At 61.2% G+C, this 15,901-nt stretch carries 16 protein-coding genes and 1 pseudogene; 14 read left to right on the top strand and 3 right to left on the bottom strand.

Annotated features, from left to right (window positions below):
* Positions 1-36: 36 nt before the first annotated feature.
* The 5 genes and pseudogenes from LY631_RS08415 to LY631_RS20330 all read left to right on the top strand — a co-directional run.
* Positions 37-1,020 (top strand): TRAP transporter substrate-binding protein, encoded by a 984-nt coding sequence (locus tag LY631_RS08415; RefSeq protein WP_274424781.1) that lies wholly within the window; start codon positions 37-39, stop codon positions 1,018-1,020.
* Positions 1,021-1,071: 51 nt separating this feature from the next.
* Complete coding sequence (locus LY631_RS08410) at positions 1,072-1,560, top strand: TRAP transporter small permease (RefSeq protein WP_274424780.1); 489 nt, start codon at positions 1,072-1,074, stop codon at positions 1,558-1,560.
* Between the two features lie 2 nt (positions 1,561-1,562).
* Positions 1,563-2,834, top strand: a complete 1,272-nt coding sequence (locus tag LY631_RS08405; protein ID WP_274424779.1) for a TRAP transporter large permease — start codon at positions 1,563-1,565, stop codon at positions 2,832-2,834.
* Positions 2,835-2,844: 10 nt separating this feature from the next.
* Positions 2,845-3,618: an IclR family transcriptional regulator gene (locus LY631_RS08400; protein WP_274424778.1), complete on the top strand. Its 774-nt coding sequence runs from the start codon at positions 2,845-2,847 to the stop codon at positions 3,616-3,618.
* Positions 3,619-3,710: 92 nt separating this feature from the next.
* Positions 3,711-3,859: pseudogene (locus LY631_RS20330) on the top strand (carbohydrate ABC transporter substrate-binding protein); the annotation flags it as partial.
* Positions 3,860-3,981: 122 nt separating this feature from the next.
* Here the strand turns inward: LY631_RS20330 and xth are convergent.
* From xth to LY631_RS08385, 3 genes are all read right to left on the bottom strand, one after another.
* Positions 3,982-4,758: an exodeoxyribonuclease III gene (gene xth / locus LY631_RS08395; RefSeq protein ID WP_274425093.1), complete on the bottom strand. Its 777-nt coding sequence runs from the start codon at positions 4,756-4,758 to the stop codon at positions 3,982-3,984.
* Entirely contained in the window at positions 4,755-5,390 is a 636-nt protein-coding gene (locus LY631_RS08390) for an alpha/beta hydrolase family protein (protein WP_274424777.1), read from the bottom strand. The genes xth and LY631_RS08390 overlap by 4 nt, the downstream gene beginning before the upstream one ends.
* Before the next feature lie 378 nt (positions 5,391-5,768).
* On the bottom strand, positions 5,769-6,779 hold the full coding sequence (locus LY631_RS08385; RefSeq protein WP_274424776.1) for an MBL fold metallo-hydrolase: 1,011 nt from the start codon (positions 6,777-6,779) through the stop codon (positions 5,769-5,771).
* 221 nt (positions 6,780-7,000) lie between these two features.
* Between LY631_RS08385 and LY631_RS20440 the strand changes: the two genes are divergently transcribed.
* The 9 genes from LY631_RS20440 (at position 7,001) to LY631_RS08345 (ending at position 15,888) form a co-directional block, all read left to right on the top strand.
* Positions 7,001-7,087, top strand: a complete 87-nt coding sequence (locus LY631_RS20440; RefSeq protein ID WP_445082864.1) for a hypothetical protein — start codon at positions 7,001-7,003, stop codon at positions 7,085-7,087.
* A 42-nt stretch (positions 7,088-7,129) separates the two neighbouring features.
* Positions 7,130-8,587 (top strand): phospholipase D-like domain-containing protein, encoded by a 1,458-nt coding sequence (locus tag LY631_RS08380; RefSeq protein WP_274424775.1) that lies wholly within the window; start codon positions 7,130-7,132, stop codon positions 8,585-8,587.
* A 562-nt stretch (positions 8,588-9,149) separates the two neighbouring features.
* Positions 9,150-10,637, top strand: a complete 1,488-nt coding sequence (locus tag LY631_RS08375) for an ABC transporter substrate-binding protein (protein ID WP_274424774.1) — start codon at positions 9,150-9,152, stop codon at positions 10,635-10,637.
* A 69-nt stretch (positions 10,638-10,706) separates the two neighbouring features.
* Positions 10,707-11,618, top strand: coding sequence for a carbohydrate ABC transporter permease (locus tag LY631_RS08370; protein ID WP_274424773.1), 912 nt, complete (start codon positions 10,707-10,709; stop codon positions 11,616-11,618).
* A 2-nt stretch (positions 11,619-11,620) separates the two neighbouring features.
* Positions 11,621-12,454 carry a carbohydrate ABC transporter permease gene (locus tag LY631_RS08365; protein ID WP_274424772.1) on the top strand — a complete coding sequence of 278 codons (834 nt, stop codon included), beginning with the start codon at positions 11,621-11,623 and terminating at the stop codon, positions 12,452-12,454.
* Positions 12,455-12,457: 3 nt separating this feature from the next.
* Positions 12,458-12,739, top strand: coding sequence for a hypothetical protein (locus LY631_RS08360; protein ID WP_274424771.1), 282 nt, complete (start codon positions 12,458-12,460; stop codon positions 12,737-12,739).
* A 24-nt stretch (positions 12,740-12,763) separates the two neighbouring features.
* The gene (locus LY631_RS08355) at positions 12,764-13,834 is read left to right on the top strand and encodes an ABC transporter ATP-binding protein (protein WP_274424770.1); all 1,071 of its coding nucleotides are present in this window, start codon (positions 12,764-12,766) and stop codon (positions 13,832-13,834) included.
* Positions 13,827-14,939: an ABC transporter ATP-binding protein gene (locus LY631_RS08350; RefSeq protein ID WP_274424768.1), complete on the top strand. Its 1,113-nt coding sequence runs from the start codon at positions 13,827-13,829 to the stop codon at positions 14,937-14,939. The genes LY631_RS08355 and LY631_RS08350 overlap by 8 nt, the downstream gene beginning before the upstream one ends.
* Positions 14,929-15,888, top strand: coding sequence for a carbohydrate kinase family protein (locus LY631_RS08345; protein WP_274424767.1), 960 nt, complete (start codon positions 14,929-14,931; stop codon positions 15,886-15,888). Before LY631_RS08350 ends, LY631_RS08345 begins: the two co-directional genes overlap by 11 nt.
* Positions 15,889-15,901: the final 13 nt, after the last annotated feature.

The following is a 15,901-nucleotide window of genomic DNA, read 5'->3' as shown; positions in this document are numbered from 1 at the left end:
TGCGGGACGAGGTTTGCAGCGAAGGGAGAGATTTCTATGAAACTGCTGTTCACCGCTTCGGCGGTTGCAATCTCTGCTGCGTTCATGGCAGCTCCGGCCCAGGCTCAATCCGTCGTCCGGTTCGCGCACATGAATTCGCCGGAGCACTTCGTGCACGTAGCGGCGCAGGAAATGGCCGAAGCCGTCGTCGAGCGCACAGATGGCGACGTGACAATCGAGCTGTTCCCCAGCGGCCAACTCGGTGAGAATGGCGCGGTTACCGAACAGATGTCGTTCGGAGCCGATCTGATGGGGCAGGTGGGTATTGGCATGCTTGCCGACTACGCCCCCGATTATTCCATCGTGCTGTACCCCTTCATGTATTCGGACTTCGAAGGAGCCAAGCGCCTGCTCGGCAGCGACCTGATCAAAGAACTCGAAGCCAAGGTCGCCGAGAACAACATCAAGGTAATGTGCTACGCGCATTTCGGTGTGCGCGACCTCTACACGCGTGACGTGGAGGTCCGTTCGCCCGCCGACTCCGAGGGCCTCAGCATCCGCGTGCAGCCGGTCACGATCTACACCGAGATGGTCCGCGTAGTGTTCGGTGGTGCCGCTACGCCGATGCCCTGGCCCGACGTGTACAGCGCGCTGGCGCAGGGTGTGATCGACGCCGCCGAAGCACCGCCCTCCGCGATTATCGATCAGAAGCACTACGAGAATGCCAAGTTCCTGATCCAGACCAACCACATGATGGACATCGTCCCGATCACCGTCAGCGCGTCTTGGTTCAACAACCTCTCTGAGGGGAACCAGGCTATTTTCCAGGAAGAGGCCAGTGCAGCCTGCGACCGCATGTCCGAAGCTTCCATCGCCAGCTACGAGCGGGGCATCGAACAGCTTGCCGCCGAAGGCATGGTCATCATCTCCGATGTGGATCGCGCCGCATTCGCCGACCGAGCTGCAGGCATCGCTGAAGCTTTCCCCGAGTGGAGTGAAGGGCTCTACGAGCGCGCCAAGGCAGTCGTCGACGGCGAATAATGAACGCTGCTGGCCCGGCAACTTCCGGGCCGGCCCTAAGGAGAGAAATGGGTGACGGCGTTTACGCGGTTCTTTGACATTGCGTTGCGCGGATTGGACCGGCTGCTGATTGTTCTGGCGGTCGCTTGCCTGGTGATCCTTGTCGGCGTCGTCTTCGCCGCGGTCATCATGCGCTATGTCCTAAACACGCCCATGCTGTTTTCCTTCGACTTGTCGACCGTACTCTTTGCCTGGATCGTTTTCGTCGGGCTCATCATCGCCGATCGCGATGAAAGCCACATGGGGCTCGACCTTATCTCGGGTCTCTCCAGCCGCGCGCTTCAGAATATTCTGATCGCCATTCGCTACCTCCTTGTCCTGGCTCTTAGCGCCTATCTGGCCTGGATCGGCTACCTGCTGTTTCAGCGCACGGGCGCGCAGATCTCCTCACTGCGCATCTCGGCGCGCTGGCTTTATGCAGCCATGCCCGTAGGCTTCGGCCTGCTCACCCTGTCCTATCTCGGGCGCATCGTGCGCCATCTTGCGAACTGGAGCCGCTGACCATGCTCTGGCTCATCGCAGTCCTCTTCGCCGTTTTCCTGCTGCTCGGCGTTCCGGTCGGCTTTATCCTCCTTAGCCTCTCGGTGGCCTATGTGCTGCTTGAGCCCGCCGTCATGGACGTCGTGCTGGCCCAGCGGATCGTGCAGGGCACACAAAGCTTTCCGCTCCTGGCCGTGCCACTCTTTATCCTGACCGGTGAATTGATGAATATTTCCGGCATCAGCCGGAGGGTGCTGGATTTCGCCTCGGCGGCGACCCGACGGGTCTGGGGTGGCGTGGCGCAGACGAATATTCTGCTGTCCACGTTGCTTGCGGGAATGTCCGGCTCGGCCAATGGTGATGCCGCCATGCAGGCCAAGATCCTGGTGCCTGAGATGACCAAGCGTGGCTATCCGCTCGGGTTCTCCAGTGCGATCACTGCAATGTCGTCGCTGATCGCGCCGATGATCCCTCCCGGGATCGGACTCATTCTCTTTGGTTTTGTTACCAACACCTCGATCGGCGCTCTGTTCGCCGGTGCCATCCTGCCGGGTCTGTTGCTGGCCGCGGTCATGATGGCGCAAACCTATCTCACCACCCGCCGCAACAAGTGGGACCCGCCAACGCGACCGCAGCCTGATGATCCGTCGCTCCTGCGCAGCTTCATCGGCGCGCTACCCGCCATCCTGCTGCCGGTGTTCATCATCGTAGGGATCCGCGGCGGCGTTTTCACCCCGGCAGAAGCGGCGGGTGTTGCCGTGGTCTACACGCTCGTCTGCGTCTTGGCCTACCGGGAAGCCTCATGGAAGCAGATCTGGATAGCACTGCGCTCCACCGTCTCGACTACTGCCGCGATCATCCTAGTCCTTGCCGCCTCGGCCGCCTTCAGCTGGGTGCTGACCTTCGAGCGGGTGCCCCAGACCATCGCCGAGGGCCTGCTCTCATTTACGAATGATCCGCTCCTGCTGCTCCTGCTCGTTGCTGTCTTCCTACTCATCGCGGGAGCGTTAATCGAGGGCACGGCACTGATCCTGATCCTTGGGCCGATCTTCCTGCCCGTCACCAACGCTCTTGGAATTGATCCCGTACAGTACGGGGTGGTTTTCGTGCTGATGGCGCACCTCGGCGGCGTGACGCCGCCCGTGGGCACAATAATGTTCACCACCTGCACCGTCACCAAGACACCGCTGACCGAATTCATGCGAGCTGTTTGGCCCATGATCCTTGCATATCTTCTTTTCGCTCTGTGCTTGATTGGCATTCCCGTACTCAGCACTGGATTGGCGTACCTGTAGGGGAGGGAGTATGAGCGAGTTTCACGAAACAGATGCGGTCGGCGGCCAGCCGAGCTATTCGGCGCCGGCCGTGGACAAGGCTTTCGAAATCATCGATCTCGTCGCCGGTGAAGTGTCGGGCCTGACCGTCACCGACATTGCGGTGCGGCTCGGACGCTCCACCAGTCAGGTCTACCGCATCGTGGTGTCCCTGCATCGCCTGGGCGTGCTGCGACGCGACGAGATTACGGACCGCTATAGCCTCTCGCTCAAGCTCTACGAGATCGCAACAAGGCACCCGCCCCTGCAGCGGCTAATCCACCAAGCCACTCCCATCCTCCAGCACCTGGCCGCAGAAACGGATCAGTCATGCCACCTTGCAACCATTGCCGGCACGTCGCTAGTGATCCTGGCGCAAGCCGATAGTCCCATGCCGATGCACTACACCGTCAAGCTTGGCTCCCGATTTCCAGCCATGGAGACGAGTTCTGGAGTGGCCATCGCCGCCTTTGCTTCCCCTTCGCGTCAGAATGCGCTGCTCGAAGAATTTGCGCGGGCTGAACGAGAAGCCTTCGAGGAACGCTTCGGAGCGATCCGGCGCGACGGTTTTGAGCAGCGGGAAAGCGATGTCACCGCAGGGGTCATCAACCTGACGAAACCCGTTCTCGACGCGGCAGGAGAGCCTCTGGGTGCCATCACCGTCCCTTTTCTACCGCAAAAGCGGATGCGCCTTGCGGCCGAAGCGGTGCTGGACAAGGTCATCGCCGCCGCAGAGGAACTTACGACCATAATGCAGAACTCGTGAGCGGCTGAACTGCAGCTCCTTCATCGATCCCTTGGGACTGAATTGACGACGCTAAAAGGCATGACTGGCGCCACCCTCGCGGCGTAGATCCAATGGTTGCGACATCTCAAGAATGGCGGCGGAAGACCGGCATTGGTCGTATGGGAGCAGTCTAGTCTCCAGGAGTTCGAGAGCTCTCGTCAAGGACCTCGCCCGCAACTACGACCTCATCGTCATCGACCGTCGTTACGTTGAGCAGATTGCGGCAGGTGCGTAAGCCTAGTGAATGAAAGCTTCCCAGGGCCTGGCACCCGTAAACGGACGGACTGCATTGGCCCGAGGCTGCTGCCAGGCAGCAATGCGCCGTCCTTGTGATCGTACGCTCTACGCTTGACCCAGCGTGATCCATACGGGCGCATGATCGCTGGCACCCTCCAGCCCTCTTATCTCACGATCGACACCAGCTTCCACCAATTGGCCGCGCAAGTTCCGGCTGAGAAGCAGGTGGTCTAGACGCAACCCGGCGTCGCGCTGCCACCGCATGCGCCTGTAGTGCCAAAAGGTGTAGATGCGCTCGTTCGGATGCATGTGCCGCAATGCATCCGTCCAGCTGCGCCCGACGATCCTCCTGAAAGCAGCGCGGCTTTCGGGCTGGATCAGCGCATCATCGTCCCACGAACTGGTCGGATAGATATCGAGATCGGTCGGCGCGACGTTGAAGTCGCCGGCGAGCACCACCGGCGCGCCGCTTTTGCGCAGGGACGCTGCATGTTTACGCAGGCGCTCCAGCCAGGCGAGCTTGTAATCGAATTTGGGACCCGGCTGCGGGTTGCCGTTTGGCGCGTAGATGGAAGCTATCAGCACGCCGGCAACCGCCGCCTCTATGTACCGGGCCTGTTCATCTGAAGGATCGCCGGGAAGCCGCGTTCGCGTAAGCACCGGCTCGCCCACACGCGAGAGGATCGCGACGCCGTTCCAGCTGCGCTGACCCTTCCAAGCCGCATCATAGCCTGCTCCGGCTATAGCCTCTTGTGGAAAGGCGTTCTGTTCCGCCTTCAGTTCCTGAAGGCAAGCGACATCCGGTTGGGCTTTCTTCAGCCAGGCAAGCAGGTTCGCCAGCCGCTTGTTCACTCCATTTATGTTGAACGTGGCGATCTTCATGTGACGATAATGCGCCGCGACCATGTTTCGGCTGTCCGGGCAACAGAGTTCAGGTGGTCAGCCGTGGAAAATCCGGACACCTTCTTGCGTGGTTTCAGGTCATGATCGCCGTCATTCAGCCACAGGATTTCGATCTGGTCGGACAGATCGTAGGACGAGACCTCGCCCTGCGTCCCGAACGGGTCGCGCGTCCCCTGGCAGATCAGGGTTGGTGTCTTCAACTCAGCAAGATGAGCCGTGCGCAGTTGCTGCGGCTTTGCAGGCGGGTGAAAAGGATAGCCCAGACACAGCAAGCCTGCGATCCGGCCATCAGCAAAATGCGCGTCGGCTATCATGGACGCGACACGCCCGCCCATCGACTTGCCGCCGATGATCAGCGGCCCAGTTGCACCCAATTCATCGACGGCTTTTCGGTACTCGTCCTGAAGCAACTCTGCCTTGGGCGGCGGCTTGCGTACTCCCTGCCTGCGAGAAGCCATGTAAAGGAACTCGAACCGGGCGACACAAAAGCCCACACCAACCAAGACACCCGTGATGCCATTCATAGCTGCCGAATCCATCGGCGCACCTGCGCCGTGCGCTAGCAATATGGTGGCAAAGGCATCTTCTGGACCATCACGAAGGATTGGCATCTGGGTCTCCCTGAAGAAGGACACGCGCGTGGAGGGCATGAAGTCAAGCGCCCTTGTTCCCCATGCCTGCAAATCATTTCCAGGCCGTTCTCGTGAACTGCGACGGACGATGCAAGCCGTGATGCCGTCAACGAGGAACTCGTAATTGATGCCAGTCCAATTTTCAGGCGAGTCTGCTTTGGGTCGTCAGCTGAACCGCTTTCTGTGTACTTGCGCTCCTGCGGACCGCTTTCGCCCCATAGCGCAGAGATCGTGTCGGGCAAGCGGCTTCTGGCCGGCGGACGCAGGTAGCGAGGCACTTCCTCGCGTCGCAGACCGTTTACACCATAAATCAGCCCTCGCCAGCGAAGTCCGTGGATAGAAGGGCGCGATTGGTTTTCAATGCTGGTTCGCCGAGCGCCAACAGGGAGATCTGAAGGCTTGTTCAAACTCCTCGTGTAGTTCAGCCTCGCGATCAAAATAACGCGCAGAGAGATGGATCTGTTGGGCTGAATGTACACCAGCACGTCGGGCGATCTCCCCCGCCTGCCGCGCGGTCAGATGTTTCTTGGCGGCTGCGAGATCTCGATCTTCTTCCAGGAACCCGCCCTCGATGTACAGCCGATCAGCACCCCGTGCCAGGCGGCATAGGCGGGCGATGTTCTCACTATGGTAGGCAAGATCTGTTGCGTAGACGATCCGCTGCCCTCTGGCGCGCTGGAGTACACCCGCTTCGAGCAACTCGCCCAGCGAAACCGATCTGCCTTCGGTGGGCATGAATTCCGTTTCTGCGTCAGCATGGACGCGTACTGCCTTCTTAGCTTCGCTGAGCCACGGACCGACTGGGAGTCCTAAATCGTCCAGTCGTGCCTTGTGGACATTGATCCGGACCCTTTCCTGGAACGCGAAGGCGAGGCTTGCGATGCCATGATCAAGTGTCGCTGCCTCGACGTGAAACTCAGCGTCATCAAGTGGCAGCTCCCCGTGATCCGCGGACTGCTCCTCCCGGGCGAATGCGTTGCGGGCCTTAAAGGTACTCCGGGCAAGAAAACCGTCCTCCGTCCAATCGGAAGCCACAATCGAGAAGTTGGGAGAGCTCTCATCGAGCAGGTTCCAGGTGTAGCCGTGCAGCTTGGCTTCTACAGCGTCTCCGATCCCGGGTGGACCGACGAGGGATAGCTGTTTCTCCCGGTAGAGACACAGCCGGAGCAGCCGGTCGAAGCCGAAGAAGTGGTCCACATGCATATGCGATACAAAGACGTGGGTCGTTCGGAGGATCTCGCGGGCGGAGAGCGGTGACAGGTCTCCGAGGTCGAACAGGATGGATCGAGCGCCGAACCTGAAATCAAGCAACAGGGCCGGGTCGGAGTAAGGCTCGTTCACAAGTCGCGGCTGGACCAGAAGTGTCATCGAATAAGAAAACCGAAATGCCTGCACGACAAATCACAGTCAGCCGGTGAAGTTCCTTGACGTCGTCCCTTTGGAAAGCGGGCGGTGGCGCAGGTGTGCCAAGATCCCGGAAACGGGCATAGCCGGCGCACAGCGCAAGTCGATGGTACCCGAAGATCCTGTTCACGAAACAATCCTGCCTGCCCCGCGTTCGACGAAAACAGGTTTAACGGAGAGGAAACATGCTCAAGTTCATCGGCGGCACCATAGGTTTCATCTTTCTCGTGGGGGTGCTGGTCGTCGTCGGCATTCTAATGCTGATATTCTGATGTTGTTCAACGGCGTGGCGGGACAGGCACAAGCCTAGCCAGATGTCGCAACTAGCCAAGATATTGCGACCGGGTAAGAACTGCTGGCGCATAGAACGTGCCAGCCGTCTGGCGCTCATCGTCGACGCGGAAGACTATTTCAAGGCGGTCAAGGAGGCGATCCTGCACGCCCACCACTCCGTCTATCTGATCGGTTGGGATTTCGATACGCGCATCAAGTTCGAGCCCGAGGGCAAGACTCTGGAAGGGCCGAACAAGCTTGGCCCCTTTCTGCAGTGGATCGACAAGAACCGGCCTGAGGTGGAGGTCTTTGTCTTGAAGTGGGACCTCGGGGCGGTACAGGCACTGGGGCGTGGAACGACGCCCCTTGCCATTCTCAACTGGCTGACGAGCAAACGAATCCACTTCAAGCTCGACGGAGCTCATCCGAGAGCATCAGTGCATCACCAGAAGATAGTTGTCGTTGACGATGTAATCGCATTTTGCGGCGGCATAGACATGACGGCTGACAGGTGGGATACACGGGAACACCGCGACAAGGATCCACGACGCCGACGGCCGAGCGGCCGACGATACGGCCCGTGGCATGATGCATCGATCGTAGTCGATGGAGATGTTCCCAAGGCACTAGGTGAGTTGGCTCGTGAACGGTGGCGGTGGGCTGGCGGTGAGGAACTGATACCTCCGGAGGGTTGCTCCACCATTTGGCCGCAGTCGATCCAGCCTACCTTCCGCGACATCGATGTGGGGATTGCACGGACAATCCCTCAGTACGAGGGGCGCAAAGAGGTTCGGGAGATCGAGCGCCTCTATCTCGATGCTATCGCGTCGGCCAAGGAGGTGCTTTACTGCGAAAGCCAGTACTTCGCCTCTCGCCGCATCGCTGAAGCGATGGCCGAGCGGCTGAGGGAGACGAACGGCCCCGAGATTATCATCGTCAATCCGGAATCCGCCGACGGCTTCCTTGAATCGGTGACGATGGACACGGCACGATACCGATTGCTGAAGCTCATCCACAAAGCTGACAAGCATGACCGGTTCCGTATCTATACGCCAGTCACGGAGAATGGCGAACCGATCTATGTCCACGCGAAGATCACGATCGCCGATGACCGGTTGCTGCGCGTTGGCTCATCCAATTTCAACAACCGATCGATGGGCTTCGACACGGAATGCGACCTCGTCGTCGAGGCGGCCGGCCCGCCGCGCGCTGCCCAGGCGATCCGCGCTGCGATTACGGGGGTTCGAAACGATCTGGTAGCGGAGCATCTTGGGATCACGGTCGAAGAGATGAGGGAGGCGATGGACCGCGGAGGTAGCCTGGTTGCAGCAATCGACGCACTTCGCGGCAGCGGCCGCACGCTTGTTCCCTACGAACCGGACGAGCCGGCAGACATTGAAGAGGCGCTCGCGGAGAACGATTTGCTTGATCCCGAGCAGCCGCCGTCCTGGACGAAAAGAGCCTTGCAGAAGTTCTTGCTGCAGGGCTTTTTCCGGTGACGCGCGCTTCTCGCAGAAGAGCACCTCACATTCTTGCAAGGACGTGCAATTTCAAGACGTTGCCGGCGCGCAATCATCCATGCATGTCCAGCGGTGCGTCAGGCTTTTCATCGGCTAGGAATTTCGACTGCACCCATTCGGAAAATTGACCTTGGATGATGCCGTTGTCCCGTGTGCAGTTCGAGCGCCCTGTTTCAACGTACGCAGCTTCCCCCGCGTAGCAGCCGGCCGGTTTGGACGCGGAGACCCGAGACATCCGTTCTCAGTCTCATACACGATCCATTCCTGCCAGAAAGTTGCAAGCGTCCTGCTGCTCACCCTTGGCCTCACGCCACTCTGACTGGTCGAGTCAGCCTCCCTTCAGTCCTTAGATAGATGCTACGGATGCGGTGTGCGTCGCCGCACGCTTTCGCATACTCACAATTGAGACTTGACAAATGTCGATCTTCGTTCGATTTTTGTCAAATACCTGATCTTCAGCGGCGATAACGTTGGTTGGAGGAGACCGCGCGAACTGGCAGCCCCTGTGTCCAGATCGTCTAGTTCTAAGGGAGGAGTTTCAGTGACAGAGCACAACAATTGTTCCGGGCGCCGTCTCGTCGTTCCGCGCCGCACCTTTTTGAAGGGCAGCGCCGCGCTGGGGCTTTCGGGCGCCGTTTCCGCCCCCTTCATCAACAGGCTTTGCGCCCAGGAGGAGCATCCGCTCGCCGGGCAGTCGATCGAGATGAACATTCTCGGCATCGCCGGCTGGCTACCGTCCTCGCTTGGCGTCGAAATGTCGCCGCTCTTTGCCGAATACGCCAAGGAGAAATACGGCTACGATGTCAGCTTCGGTTTCGCCGAGGCGCCGTTTGCGGACCTGTTCCAGAAGGCGGCCACCTCGCTGGCCACGCGCAGCCAGGAATACAACATCATCATTTCCGACAGCCAGTGGCTCGGTGCACTGGCGCAGCCCGGCTGGATCCTGCAGCTCGACGACGTCATCGCCAACAATCCGAACCTACAACTCGAGTGGTATTCGCAGACCGTCGTCGACACCTACATGGCCTATCCCGACGGCTCCAACAACCGCTGGGGCCTGCCGCAGGAGGGTGACACCATCGCGCTCTTCGTGCGCAAGGACCTGCTGGAGAACGAGGACGAGCGCACCGCTTTCCAGGAAAAGTACGGCCAGCCTCTGCCGCAGACCTTTGAAGATTTCGAAGACCTGACCATGGAGGAGTTCGAAAAGATCGCCGACTTCTTCACCCGCCCCGACCGGGAGCTGTGGGGGACCGCCTCGCAATACAGCCGGGTCTATGACTTTTGCACCTGCTTCCTTTACCCCTTCATGTGGAGCCAGGGCGGCGAGGTCTGGAATCCGGAAACGGGACAGGTAGAGGGCATCCTCAACTCCGAGATCAACGCCACGGCGATGGAGCAGTACAAGGGTTTCCTCAAGTACCAGCCGTCGGGCGCGCTGAATTACGGCATTGCCGAGATCATCGACGTGTTCACCCAGGGAAAGGTCTTCTCGGCCTTCCAGTGGGCTGCCGTCGGCCTCGCCATGATCACCGAGGAGAACCGCGACCAGGTTCTCGTCGTGCCGCCGCCCAAGCACGGCACGGGCGCCGAAGCCAAGCGCGTCTACACTATGGGCGGGCAGCCCTGGGTGTTGAACGCCTTCAACGACGACACCAAGATGCGCGTCGCCATCGACTTCCTCAACTGGTGGTACCTGCCGGAGACGACGCTCGAATTCGCCAAGCGCGGCGGCAACCCCACGGACAAGGCGACGTTGTCGAACCCCGAGTTCAACAACATCAATCCGTGGAACAGGGCCTACAAGTACATGCTTGAGCCCGGTCGCTCGCGCGACTTCTGGCACCACCCGCGCTACTCGGAGATGCTTGCTGTCCAGCAGGAGGGCTTTACCTCCTACCTGACGGGAACCACCGCCTCCGCGAAGCAGGCGCTGGATTATATTGCCTGCCAGCAGCAGCAGATTCTTTACGACGACGGTACGGCGTCCGAACGGCCTTCGGATGCCTGCGCAAGCACCTCGCTCTAAGGATCCCCAGCACCTGTTCCGCTCCCGGCCCAACCGGGAGCGGGCTGATGCTAAGTATCTGGTCTGCTCATGTCCAAAGCGTCTTTCCTGCGCGTCTTCGATGACAGGCGGTTTCTGACAGTCGCGCTGCTGGTTCCGGTGTTGGCTTTCTTCCTGGTCTTCAACACGATCCCGGTGCTGTGGCTTCTCGGCCTCTCCTTCCACAAGTTCTCGCTGATCAGCGGCATGCCGCCGGAGTTCATCGGTTTCCGCAACTTCGTCGACATTTACTACAACAAGAACAACATCTGGTCCGACCTGCACCGGACCTTCGTGTTCGTTGGCGTCGGCGTGGCTATCCAGACGACGCTTGGCGTGCTGTTGGGTCTTCTCTTCTGGGGTTCGAAGGCCATGCCGGGCCGGCGCGTGGCGCTGACGCTCCTCTTTACGCCGATGGTGCTGACGCCGATCGCCACGGGCACCTTCTTCCGCTTCATCTATGATCCGACCTTCGGCGTACTCAACGCTATGGTGCAGGGCATTTTCGGCACCGGACGGATCGACTTCCTGGGCGATCCGCAGATCGCCTTCTGGGCGGTGCTGGCGGTCGACTGCTGGATGTGGACCCCCTTCATGACGCTGATGACGCTGGCCGCGCTCGGTTCCGTGCCGAAAGCGGAGTTGGAGGCGGCAGAGATCGACCGGCTGCCCTGGCACAAGCGCCTGACGCTGGTCGTCTGGCACCACGGCAAGTTCATCCTTATGCTCGGCATCCTCCTGCGCACCATCGATTCCTTCAAGACGCTTGATCTCGTCATTCCGATGACCAAGGGCGGGCCTGGCCAGACCACGCGACTTGTCGCCGTTGAACTCAACAAGCAAAGCTTCGAGAGCTTCAATATGGGTTGGTCGTCGGCCTATTCGGTGCTGCTTCTGCTCATCTCGATCGCCATGACCTCGATCTTCATCTATGTCCTGTCGCGCCGCAGGAGGAGGACCTGACCATGACCACCGCCTGGAAAAGCCGCGCCTATTACGCCGCCCTCTGGCTGGTCGCGCTGATTTTCTTCTCGCCGGTCGCCTGGATCATCCTGTCGTCCTTCAAGTCGCGCTCCGACATGCTGGCGACGCCACCCAAGCTGATCTTCTCGCCGACGCTGGCCAATTATGTGGACCTGTTCACCAACACGCGTTCCTTTTGGCTGCAGCTTTCCAATTCGCTGCTGATGTCGCTAGCGGCGGTGGTGATCGCGGTGTTCGTCTCGTTTCTCGCTGCCTTCTGCTTCTCGCGCTTCAGGCCCAAGGCGACGGACTTCCTAATGTTCCTGCTCCTGTCGATCCGCATGCTGCCGGGGCCGGCGGTGATCCTGCCGGTGTTCCTGATGTATGTGGCCTTCGGCTGGAAGGACAATCACATCGCGCTGACGCTGTTCTACGCCATGTTCTCGATCCCCTTTTCGGTGTGGATCCTCAAAGGCTTCCTGGACGGGGTGTCGCAGCGCTTCGACGAGACGGGCCGCGTCTATGGCGGCTCCTGGTTCCACATCATCTTTAAGGTGGTGCTGCCGCAGGTGAAGCCGGGGCTGATCGCCGCCTTCATCTTCAACCTGATCTTCGTGTGGAACGAGTATCTGTTCAACTTCATTATCGGCGGCGTGTCGACCCAGAACATTCCCTATGCGCTGGCGGTCGGGGCCTATTCGGATGGCGGGCTGAACTGGACCTTCATCGCCTCGCTGACGTCGATCTACATCATCCCACCGGTGGTATTTATCTACCTGTTCCAGAAGTATCTGCTGGTCGGCATGACCTTCGGTACCGTGCGCGGGGAGGTCTAGACGATGCAGAAAGTGCCTTTCGCCGAACGCGCCGAGATGGTGCTGATCTTCACCATGCTCGGCGGCATCGTGCTGGTGGCGCAGCGCTGGTCGATCGACGTCTACCGCTTCGGCCTCGTCGTACTGGTCGCCGCGACGTTCCTGCAGATCGCCGTGGGCAACGTGCCGAAGCATCTGGGCTTTGCCGGCACGGCCGTTCGCACGCTGATCATCCTGGCGGTGATCGTCGCCTTGTTCTGTCTCGGCATCTTCCTGGTGCCCTTTCTCGCACAATTGGGGCGTTAAATGCCGGCGGTCGAGTTTCAATCCGTGACCAAGACCTTCGGCCGGGACAAGGCCGTGGACGATCTGTCGCTCACCATCGAGCCTGGACGGTTCACGGTGCTCTGCGGTCCGCCGAAGAGCGGGAAGTCGACGCTGTTCCGCCTGCTGGTCGGGCTGGAGAAGGCGGACGGCGGACGCATCCTGGCCGACGGGGTGGACATCACCGATCTGCCGCCGGGAGGACGTAATTTCGGCTACGTGCCGCAGAGCTTCGCGCTCTATCCGCACATGACCGTGTTCGAGAACATCGCCTATCCGCTGCGCCTTGCACGCGCGCCTTCCGCCGAGGTGGCCAAACGCGTCGACCGCTCGGCGGCCATGTTGTCGATCGGGCATCTCATGAAGAAGACGCCGGACCAGCTCTCGGGCGGCGAGAAGCAGCGCGTCGCCGTTGCTCGTGGCCTGCTCACCAGCGCCACGGTCTTCGTACTCGACGATCCGCTGGTCGGTCTCGACTACAAGCTGCGCGAACGGCTGATGGACGACTTGAAGCATCTTTGCGAGGAGTTGCAGGCGACCTTCTTTTACGCCACGGCCGATTCGCTCGAGGCGCTCACCATGGCGCAGGATCTGGTGGTGATCGATGACGGACGCGTGGTGGAGAAGGATGACGTCCTTGATCTCTATCGCGAACCGCGTTTCGCGCGCAGCGTCGAGCTGATCGGTTTCCCCAAGGCCAATGTCTGGGACGGCACCGCGCGCGACGGGGTCGTAGAGACGGGCGGACTACGCTTTGGGCTCCCTTCGGATGTGCCCGAAGGAACGGTGCGACTCGCCTTGCGCCCCGAGGACGTGCGGCTCGACGGCGCGGGTGAGGTGGGCGCCAAGGCCATTGTCCGCATCGTCGAGCATCTGGGGTCCGAGATCGTCGTCTATCTCGAAAGCGATGGCATGCCGATGACGGCGGCCTTCCCTTCCGCCCATGCGGCGCTGCCGGAGATCGACGCCGAGGTCAGGATCGCGATCGACCCGCAGCGCATCATGGTCTTCGACGCCGCCACCGGCGAGCGGATCGGGCGCGCTCAGCCGCAAAGGGAGGCCGTGGACCATGGTTAAGGTCGTCATCGACAACGTCACCAAGAAGTTCGGTGACTTCACCGCCGTCGATTGCCTGAGCACCACCTTCGAGGATGGCGCCGTCACCTGCCTGCTCGGGCCCTCCGGCTGCGGCAAGACCACTTTGATGCGCATGATCGTCGGGCTTGAGACGCCGACCTCGGGGCGCATCCTCTTCGGCGACAAGGATATGGGCGGCCTGCCACCGCGCAAGCGCAGCGTCGGCATGGTTTTCCAGTATCCGGTCATGTACCCCACGCTCTCGGTAGAGGAGAACATCGCGCTGCCGCTCAACCAGGACCGCAGCATCGATGCCGCGGAACGGCGACGGCGGATCGACGAGGTGCTCGACGTTCTCGACATGCGCGACCGCGGGGGCGCCTTCATCGGTGAGCTGGATGCGGGCAGCCGGCAGAAGGTCGCCGTCGGCCGCGCCGTGGCGCGGCGCTCGGATATCGTGCTCTTCGACGAGCCGACCACCAACGTCGAGGTTCAGGCCAAGCTTGCCCTGATCCGCGCCTTCAAGCTGGTCACCAGCCGCCTGAAGCAGACGATCATCTACGTCACACACGACCAGACCGAGGCCATGACGTTGGCCGATCACGTGGCGCTGATGCGTGACGGGCGGATCATCCAGTACGACACGCCGCAGCATCTTTACGCGCTGCCCGCGACGGAGTTCGCCGGCTGGTTCCTCGGCAATCCCGGCATGAACTTCGTGCCGGCGCGACGGGAAGGGGACGGGGTGACCAGTGCGCTGGGCGGTGGCGTGTACACCCCCGAACGTCCGCTGGATGGTGCGGCCGAGATCAAGGTCGGCGTTCGCCCCGAACATGTGCGCGTCTCGGCGCGCCCGCGGCCGGGCGCGGTGGCAGGCAGGCTGAAGGACATGAATGTCGGCATCGCCGGGCGCTCGATCATCCGCATTGCGCTCGAGGACTTCGAGATCAAGGCCAAGGTTGACGGCCTCGACGGCGTGCGGCCTGGCGATGCGGTTTACGTTTCGGCCGATCCCGAGTGGACGAGCGTCTTCGCAAACGGCACGCGGGTCGGGGCTGAAATGAAAGAAGGCGCTGAGGGGAGGAGCACAGTCGATGGCGCATGATGTATCGGTTATCGGGTTGTACATCCTCGACGTGCTCGGCCGCCCGGTAAACGCGATTCCCGAGGGGGGGAATGTCGAATTCATCGACGAGATCCGGCTGACGGTCGCCGGCACGGCCGGCGGAACCGTGGTGGATTGTGCCAAGCTCGGCCTCGGCTGCCTAGCGGTCGGGGCGGTGGGCAACGACGAGAAGGCGGACTGGATGCTGTCGACCATGCGCGGGCATGGCATCGATGTCTCCGCCATGCAGCGGCTTGAAGGTGTGCCGACCTCGGCGACGATCCTGAACGTGCGCGCCAATGGAGAACGGCCGGCGCTGCATGCGCGCGGCGCGTCCGATCATTTCGACGTGCCGGCTGATGCCTACGGTTTCGTCCTGGACGCACCGATCGTACATCTGGGCGGCACGGGACTCCTGCGCCGGCTCGATGGCGAGCCGAGCCGCGTGCTCCTGCAGGAAGCGAAGAAGCGCGGGCGTACCGTCACCTTCGACCTCATCGCGGCTGATGCCGGGACGGCGGCGATCGTCGAGCCGCTGCTGCCGCACATCGACTATTTCATGCCTTCCATCGAGGAGGCGATGGTGATGTCGGGGCGCGGGACCGCAGGTGAAGCAGCCGACCATTTCCTCGACAAGGGGGCGACCTGCTGTGTCTTCACCCTGGGCGGCGAGGGGGCGTTTTACGCCCATGCCGACGGGACACGCTTCACCATACCCGCCTACCGGATCGAGGTGATCGATACGACGGGCTGCGGCGACGCCTTCGATGCTGGGTTCATCACCGCGCTGAAACACGAGATGAACCCCGAGGATGCCGTGCGCTTCGCGCAGGCCGCCGCCGGGCTCGTGGCGAGCGGACTGGGCTCCGACGCGGGGATCCGATCGTTCGAGCACACGCTGGAATGCATGAACACCTGGCCGGTGCAGAGGACCGGGGCGGAAGTCTAGGAACGTAACGCGA

The organism is Chelativorans sp. YIM 93263 (assembly GCF_028767125.1).
GTDB lineage: Bacteria > Pseudomonadota > Alphaproteobacteria > Rhizobiales > Rhizobiaceae > Chelativorans.
This window is presented reverse-complemented; position numbering and strand designations above follow the sequence as displayed.